This is a genomic window from Amycolatopsis sp. A133 (assembly GCF_031082405.1).
In the GTDB taxonomy this organism is placed as follows: Bacteria; Actinomycetota; Actinomycetes; order Mycobacteriales; family Pseudonocardiaceae; genus Amycolatopsis.
Map to the genome: position 1 here is coordinate 70,114 of NZ_JAVHJU010000042.1, position 7,473 is coordinate 77,586.

Sequence of the window (7,473 nt, forward strand, 5' to 3'; positions counted from 1 at the left end):
GATGACCGACCGTGGGCAGGGCCGGACTTTTTGTGATCATGCTGGGTGTTGCCGCGCTGCTGGCGCACCTGGTCGTCACCGTTCCGCCGCAGAGCGCGGGCGTGGTCGCGGGTGCTTCGTGGTTCGCGATCGGCACGGGCACCGTGCTGCTGCTGACTGCGCTCGCCCAGGAGGGCTACGGCTACGGGATCTTCGTACTGGCCATCGGGATCGGGGCGGTGGTCGCCCAGAAGGTGACGCACTTCGACGACCGGATACACGCTCCCCAGCCGCTGTTCGGCATCGTGGTGGCGTCACTGGTCGGCGTCGGGGCGACTGCCGTCTCGTTCACCAACGACGGGGACGACGCGATCGTGAGGTTGCCGTTCTTCGCCGTGGCTTCGCTGGTCGCCGACATCTTTGTCGACTTCGGTTCCGGCTGGGACGACCTGATGAACGTGAGCACGGCGTTCTTCGCCGCCGCTTCCGTCGGCACCGTGGCAGTGATCTTCTCGGCTGAGGGGTTCCCGGACGTGGAGTCCCTGGCGGATCACTACGGGAGCCGGTTGTTGCTGACGGCGGGCGTCGGGGCCGGCGTGGCCGCGGTGCTGATCACCATCGTGGCGTCGTTCGACCTGCCATCGTTCGTCGAGGTCCTGCTGATTTCGACGGCAGTGCTCGGCGGGTACCTGATCGTCCCGTTTCTCTCGTTCCTGCTGCTCTACTCGCTAGTGGGCCGTGAGACGTGGGAAGCTGTGTCCGGAGCGGTGCTCGTCGAGGCGATCGGCAGCAAGCCGGGGCTCTCGGCGATCGGCGCGCTCGTTGCCGGCCTTGCTGTCGTGGCTTCGCTGGTCATGGCGTTCTTCGGGGGACTGACGGGCTGGCTGGCGATCGTTCTCCAAGCCGGAGCGCTCGGAGCGGCCGTGGTCGCGGTCCGCTGGGGGATGCGGGCGCTCACCGAACTGGTCTTCGTGATCAGGTCGGGGGCTCGGCCGGGCCGGATCGCCCGGGTGCTGGACGAACTGCGCCGGTCCGATCCGGTGTTCCGGCTGCTGCCTGGCGCAGGAAAGTCTTGACCTCGGCGATCAGCGCGGGGACGGCCCGCCGGTCGCGCAGCATGCCGCGCGCGATCAGCTCCGCCTCGTCGGGGTGGCCGAGGTCGGCGAGCTCCCGGATCGCCTGGATGCGCACCGGCGTGGGCAGCTCGGCGGCGGCGAGCAGCATCGCCATGGCGACGCCCCAAAGCTGCCGGGCCGCGACGTCCGTCACCTCCGCGCCGTCCGGAGCCAGTTCGCCGATGTCCCACTCGGCGGTCACCCACGCTCGGCCACTGTGCAGGTTCCGGTGCAGACGCTTGACGGAGGCGAACGCCCGCGCCGCATCGGGCACCTGGAACTCTCGCAAGGCTTGTTCGGCGAAGAACTTCTGGCCCGCGTGCGCCAGCTCCGAGACGAACCGCAGCCGCGCGAGCACGGGCCAGGCCGGATGCATCGCCGCGGTGGCGAGCTCGGTGTTCGTGGTGCCGCCCCGGGGAAAGCCGCTCACGAGCGCGTCGGCGTCGGCGACGGTGTGCACGAGCAACCGGCTGGGCCGGGACGGCGGCGGCAGCGGAGCCGCGGCTCGCGGAGGCGCGTCCGCCGCCGGACGGTGGGACTGGTTGCGGACCAGGGCGAACTCGCTGACCGAGTCGCTGTGCACGATCTTCGGCTCGGGGTGCTCGCGTTTCCGCATCCGGCGGCGGAGCTCCCGGTAGACCGCGAACAGCGAGAGCAGGGACCCCTCTTCGGGCAGCCCTTCCCGCAGCACCGTGATCAGCTCGCCCGAGAACACCGTGTGCCGCTCGCCCTCGACGAACAGGGAAGCGAGGTGACGGGGCGCCGAGGCGAGGCCGCACGTGCCCGTCGTCTCGATCTGGTCGAGCACTCCGGAGGCCTCGTTCGCCATGGTCTGGCCGAAGGCACGGCCTGAGTAGCAGCAGTCCACGATGAAGATCTTGATCTTGGCGTCGCTCTGGTTGACGGCCCGGCGCAGCATCTCGACGCGCAGCGAGCGGTATTCCTTCTCGGCCTCGATCGTGTCGCTCGTGGCGAGCAGCAGCTCGCCGTTGATGTCGACCAGTCCGTGGCCGGTGTAGTACACGACCAAGGTGTCCGTGGCGGTGCGGCACCAGCGCGCGATTTGCAGCCCCGCGTCTTCCTTGTGCCGGGGGTTGACCATCGTTCGGACGTTGCCCGGCAGGAACCCGCCGAGCTCAGGGTCGGCGAGGATGGCGGCGAGGTCCTCGACGTTGGCTTTCGCCTGGGCGATCTCGGCCAACTCCGGATCGTCGTACTGGGCGGCGCCGATCAGGATCGCTTTGGACTTCTCGGGGTCGGCCAGGCGCATTCATTCCTCGCCCAGCTGCTTGGCCAAGGCGACCGCGGTGTCGTTGAGGTCCTTGACGGCGGTCCGGGTAATGCGTTCCCCCTTCAGGGAAACGGTTTTGTCGCCCGCCGTGACCGTGATGTCGACCTTCATGCCGCGCGTCTTGAGGTACGCGACGAGTGAGGTGGTCATCGCGGTGAAACCGCTGGTGAGCACCAATGCCACGGTGTCGAGTGCCGGGCCCATCATGCCTTCGCCGGCGGAATGGTTGGCGAGGCGCACCTTTCCGCGGAAGTCTTCCTCGAGCCAGCGCAGCAGGCCGAGCGCGTCGTCTTCGCCCTCGACCGTGATCAAAAATGTAGTCCCCGTCACACAACGCACTGTAGTGGGTCTCCGGCGGAGAAGCGGAAAAGCCCGGCCGTGAAGTGGATTGTCCACATCACGGCCGGGCTGGGGACAACTCCGCTCAGCGGCTCGCGCCGACCAGTTCGCGCTCCCCGGGCTCGTCCAGCTGCTTCGTGAGCTTCTCGCCCTCCACGTCGACGTCCGGCAGGATGCGGTCCAGCCACTTCGGCAGCCACCACGCGCCGCGGCCGAGCAGCGACATCACCGCCGGGACCAGCGTCATGCGGACCACGAACGCGTCCACCAGCACGCCGAACGCCAGCGCGAAGCCGATCGACTGGATCAGGGACGACTCCGCCAGCACGAACCCGGCGAACACGCTGATCATGATCAGCGCCGCCGCGACCACCACGCGTGCCCCGTGGCGGAAGCCGGTGACCATCGCTTCCTGCGGCTCCGCGCCGTGGACGTGCTCCTCGCGCATCCGCGTCACCAGGAACACCTGGTAGTCCATCGCCAGCCCGAACAGCACGCCGATCAGCAGGATCGGCAGCATGCTCATGATCGGCCCGGTCGACTCGACGCCGAGCACGTCCGTCAGCCAGCCCCACTGGAACACCGCGACCACCGCGCCGAACGTCGCCGCGACCGAGCCGAGGAAGCCGATCGTCGCCTTCAGCGGCACCACCACCGAGCGGAACACCAGCATCAACAGCACGAACGCCAGCCCGACGATCAGCGCCAGGTACGGCAGCATCGCGTCCGACAGCTTCTCGGAGACGTCGATGTTCGCCGCCGTCTGCCCGGTGACGGCCAGCTTCGCGCCCGTCGCGTTCTCCAACGCGCCGGATTCCGTGCGGATCGCGGCGACGAGGTCTTCGGTCTGCGTGCTGCTCGGGCCGCTCTTCGGGATCACCGTGAGCAACGCCGTGTCACCGACCTGGTTGACGCGCGGCGGAGTGACGGCAGCGACGTCGGGCAGCTTCTGGATGTCGGCCGCGGCCCGGCCCAGGGCCGCCTGGCGGTTGGTGCTCGCGGCGACGTCGACGACGACCAGCAGCGGGCCGTTGGAGCCCTCGCCGAAGCTGCGGCTGGCGATCTCGTACGCCTTGCGCTGCGTCGACTCCGGCGCCGCGGTGCTGTCGTTGGGCAGGCCGAGCTGCATGCCCAGCGCCGGCAGCGCGACGACGGCCATCCCGGCCAGCGCGACCAGCAGCACCGGGATCCGGTGCCGGGCGACGAACCGCGCCCAACGCTCGCCGTGCGTCGTTTCGACCGGCTTGCGGCGCAGGCGGATGCGGTTCGCGGCGACCCGGGCCCCGGCGAAGCCGAGGATCGCGGGCAGCAGCGTCAGGGCGATGAGCACGGAGATCGCGACGGTGACCGCGGCGGCGACGCCCATCTGGCCCAGGAACGGGATGCCGACCACGGTGAGGCCGGCCAGCGCGATGATGACGGTGAGCCCGGCGAACACCACGGCGGATCCGGCGGTGCCCGCGGCGCGTCCGGCGGCTTCTTCGGGCTCGCGGCCGATGCTCAGTTCGTGCCGGTAGCGCGACACGATGAACAGCGCGTAGTCGATGCCGACGGCCAGGCCGATCATCAGCGCCAGGATCGGCGTGTTCGAGTTCAGCTCCAGGAAGCCCGACGCGAGCAGGATGCCCGCCATCCCGATGCCGACCCCGATCAGCGCGGTGAGCAGCGGGATGCCGGCCGCGAGCAGCGAGCCGAACGTGATGACCAGCACGACGGCGGCGACCGCGACGCCCAGGCCTTCGGTGGCGCCGGTCGCGGGCACGCCCTGCACGGCGTCACCGCCGAACTCGACGGTGAACCCGGTGGCGCGGACGGCGTTCGCGGTGTCCAGCAGCGCCTGGCGGTCCTCGTCGGTCAGCTCGTACGCCTTCGCTCCGTAACTGACCTGGGCGAGCGCGACGCGCTGATCGGGTGAGATGGACTGCGCCTGGAACGGGTCGACGACGGCGGCGACCTTCGGCGCCGTCTTCAGCTGCCCGACCAGTGCTTCGACGGCGGCCTTGCCCTTCGCGTCGGTCACCGTGGTCCCGGCCGGGGCCTCGATGACCACCCGCGCGGTGGCGCCACCCGCGTTGGCCTGCGGAAACTTCTCGGTCAGCTGGTCGATCGCCCGCTGCGACTCGGTGCCGGGGATCGTCACCGAGTTCGACAGCTGCCCCGACAGCGTCAGCGCGCCGAGCCCGAGCGCGACGAGGATCGCCGCCCAGACGGCCGCGACCAGCGCCCGGCGCCGGAAGGAGAACCGGCCGAGCCGGTACAGGAAGGTCGCCACGAGTCAGCTCCGTTTCGCCCGAACGGGGTGAAGTCACTCCATCAAGTGAGTTCCACGCTAGCCGATCGGCAAGGGTGACTCCAAGCCGATCGGCAAGTATGTGACTTGCCGAACAGCTAGGTTTATCCCTAGCCGTTCGGCTAGTAAGGCGGTTTGCCGATCGACAAGGCGTGACGTAGGCTCCGACGGCTGCTGAGGAGGAAGAATGACCGCCGGCCCGGCCGAGGACACCCGGACCCGTCTGCTGCAGACCGCGCTGCGCCTGTTCACCGAACACGGGGTCGAGGGCACGTCGCTGCAGATGATCGCGGACGCGCTGGGCATCACCAAGGCGGCCGTGTACTACCACTTCAAGACGAAGGCGGAGATCACCGAGGCGGTCGCCGAGCCGGGCGTCCGCGACCTGGACGACCTCGTCCGCCGCGCGGCAGCGCAGAAGCGCCGGGGCGCGCAGGTGGACCTGCTGCTGGAGGGGTTCGTCGACCTGGTGATCCGCCACCGGGCGCTGGTGGCGCTGTTTTCGAGCGACCCGGGGATCGCCCGTGCGATCGAGAAGTCGGCCCACGGCGGCATGGAGGGCTTCGGCCGCGCGCTGCTCGGCATCCTGTCGGGCCCCGACCCGGCCACGGCGGACCGGGTCAACGCCCTGGTGACGCTGACGGGCATCGCGATGGCGGGCGGCTCCCCGGACCTGGCCGGCCTGGGCGACGAAGAGCTGCGCACGGAACTCCTCGACGTGGGTCGCCGCCTCCTGGGCCGTCCCCGCCGCCGGGTGGTAAGTCCCGTCCCCAGCCTCTGACCCGCGAGATGCCCCGCGAATCACGCGAGATTCCCCGCCAGTCACGCGAAATGCCCCGCGAATCACGCGAAATGCCTCTCCAGTCACGGATGACTCGCGTTCCGGGCGGGACTGTCCCAAGATCGGTGTTTCCGGCCCGACACGCCGGGCTGAGGTCCGGCGGGATGGGCACGGTGAGTGATGACATCGGACCTTGTGAGTCCACGTAAGCGTGAGTCGAAGCCGGCGCGGGAGCTGTCGCCGGAGCAGGCCGCGGCAGCGGCGATGGTGGCCGAGGCGAAGGCCCGCGGGCTGGCATTGACCGGCCCGGACGGCCTGCTGAAGCTGTTCACCAAGAACGTGCTGGAAACCGCCCTCAACGAGGAAATGACCGAGCACCTCGGCCATGAGAAGAACCAGGCCGACCCGGATCGTGAGTCGACGAATGTCCGCAACGGCACCCGGCCGAAAACGGTGCTCTCGGACGCCGCCGGTGAAATTCGGATCGAGGTTCCGCGGGACCGGGAGAGCACGTTCGAGCCGCATATCGTGAAGAAGCGGCAACGCCGGCTGACTGACGTGGACGAGATCGTGCTGTCGCTGTACGCGAAAGGGATGACCACCGGCGAGATTTCCGCGCATTTCGCCGAAATCTATGGAGCCTCGGTCAGCAAGGAGACAATCTCACGGATCACCGACAAGGTCGTCGCCGAAATGAACGACTGGACCAACCGCCCCCTCGACGGGATTTACGTGGCGGTGTTCATCGACGCGATCCATGTCAAGGTCCGTGACGGGCAGGTCGCCAACCGGCCCGTCTACGCCGCCATTGGGGTCACCGTGGACGGCTGCAAGGATGTCCTGGGCCTGTGGATGGGCACCGGTGGCGAGGGCGCGAAGTTCTGGATGAGTGTGCTGATCGATCTGAAGAACCGCGGCGTCCGGGATGTGTTCTTCCTTGTCTGCGACGGCCTCAAAGGGCTCCCCGATGCCGTGGCGAACGTGTGGCCGCAAACGATTGTCCAAACCTGCATTGTCCACTTGATCCGGAACACCTTCCGGTTGGTTCCCAGTCAGGACCGGGACGCGGTGAAACGGGATATCAAACCCATCTACACCGCGCCCAGTCCGGACGCCGCGGCTATCGCGATGGACGAGCTCGAAGAGAAATGGAAGAGGAAGTACGGGGCGATGATTCGGCTCTGGCGCAACGCCTGGGAAGAGTTCATTCCGTTCCTCGATTACGACGTCGAGATCCGGACGATGATCTGCTCCACGAACGCGATCGAGTCATTGAATGCTCGTTATCGGCGAGCGATCCGCGCACGGGGGCATTTCCCGACCGAGCAGGCTGCTTAGGTTCAAGGAGTCAGCGCAACACCTCGTCATGACGAGGTGTTTGGGTTGGGGCGTCCTGCGATATCGGTCGAGATTCAGCGCTCGTTCTGGGAGTGGATCCGTCGAGGTGAGGTCATCGAGGTCGCTGCCGCGACGGTCGGCGTGTCGAAGACCGTCGCCTGGCGGTGGTTCCGCGAGGCTGGTGGGGTGATGCCACCACAGCGACGTAAATCTACGAGTCGCCCGGCCCGTCTGTCGTTCGCCGACCGGGAAGAGATCGCCTTTCGCCGAGCGGCCGGCGAGGGTATTCGAGCCATCGCGAGGGCGATCGGCCGGTCGCCCTCGACCGTCAGCCGCGAAC

6 protein-coding genes and 1 pseudogene are annotated in these 7,473 nt (G+C 68.5%); 4 read left to right on the forward strand and 3 right to left on the reverse strand.

Features of this window, described 5'->3' with window-relative positions:
- Positions 1-11 precede the first annotated feature (11 nt).
- Positions 12-1,055 carry a hypothetical protein gene (locus tag Q5425_RS27180; RefSeq protein WP_308675147.1) on the forward strand — a complete coding sequence of 348 codons (1,044 nt, stop codon included), beginning with the start codon at positions 12-14 and terminating at the stop codon, positions 1,053-1,055.
- Here the strand turns inward: Q5425_RS27180 and Q5425_RS27185 are convergent.
- The 3 genes from Q5425_RS27185 to Q5425_RS27195 form a co-directional block, all read right to left on the reverse strand.
- Positions 955-2,364 carry a caspase, EACC1-associated type gene (locus Q5425_RS27185; protein WP_308675148.1) on the reverse strand — a complete coding sequence of 470 codons (1,410 nt, stop codon included), beginning with the start codon at positions 2,362-2,364 and terminating at the stop codon, positions 955-957. The two genes, Q5425_RS27180 and Q5425_RS27185, sit on opposite strands and share 101 nt — an antisense overlap.
- A complete protein-coding gene (locus Q5425_RS27190) occupies positions 2,365-2,715 on the reverse strand; it encodes an effector-associated constant component EACC1 (RefSeq protein WP_308675149.1) in 351 nt (116 codons plus the stop codon). It abuts the gene before it with no gap.
- A gap of 94 nt (positions 2,716-2,809) precedes the next feature.
- Complete coding sequence (locus Q5425_RS27195) at positions 2,810-4,996, reverse strand: MMPL family transporter (RefSeq protein ID WP_308675150.1); 2,187 nt, start codon at positions 4,994-4,996, stop codon at positions 2,810-2,812.
- 205 nt (positions 4,997-5,201) lie between these two features.
- Between Q5425_RS27195 and Q5425_RS27200 the strand changes: the two genes are divergently transcribed.
- From Q5425_RS27200 to Q5425_RS27210, 3 genes and pseudogenes are all read left to right on the forward strand, one after another.
- Positions 5,202-5,795 (forward strand): TetR family transcriptional regulator, encoded by a 594-nt coding sequence (locus tag Q5425_RS27200; RefSeq protein WP_308675151.1) that lies wholly within the window; start codon positions 5,202-5,204, stop codon positions 5,793-5,795.
- Between the two features lie 180 nt (positions 5,796-5,975).
- Positions 5,976-7,130: pseudogene (locus Q5425_RS27205) on the forward strand (IS256 family transposase); the annotation flags it as partial.
- A gap of 48 nt (positions 7,131-7,178) precedes the next feature.
- A partial coding sequence (locus Q5425_RS27210) for a helix-turn-helix domain-containing protein (protein WP_308675152.1) occupies positions 7,179-7,473 on the forward strand: 295 nt, incomplete at its 3' end.

Excerpts from the sequence above, each read along its gene's own strand:
- Q5425_RS27185 (WP_308675148.1), bottom strand. The coding sequence starts at position 2,364 with ATGCGCCTGGCCGACCCCGAGAAGTCCAAAGCGATCCTGATCGGCGCC.
- Q5425_RS27200 (WP_308675151.1), top strand. The coding sequence starts at position 5,202 with ATGACCGCCGGCCCGGCCGAGGACACCCGGACCCGTCTGCTGCAGACC.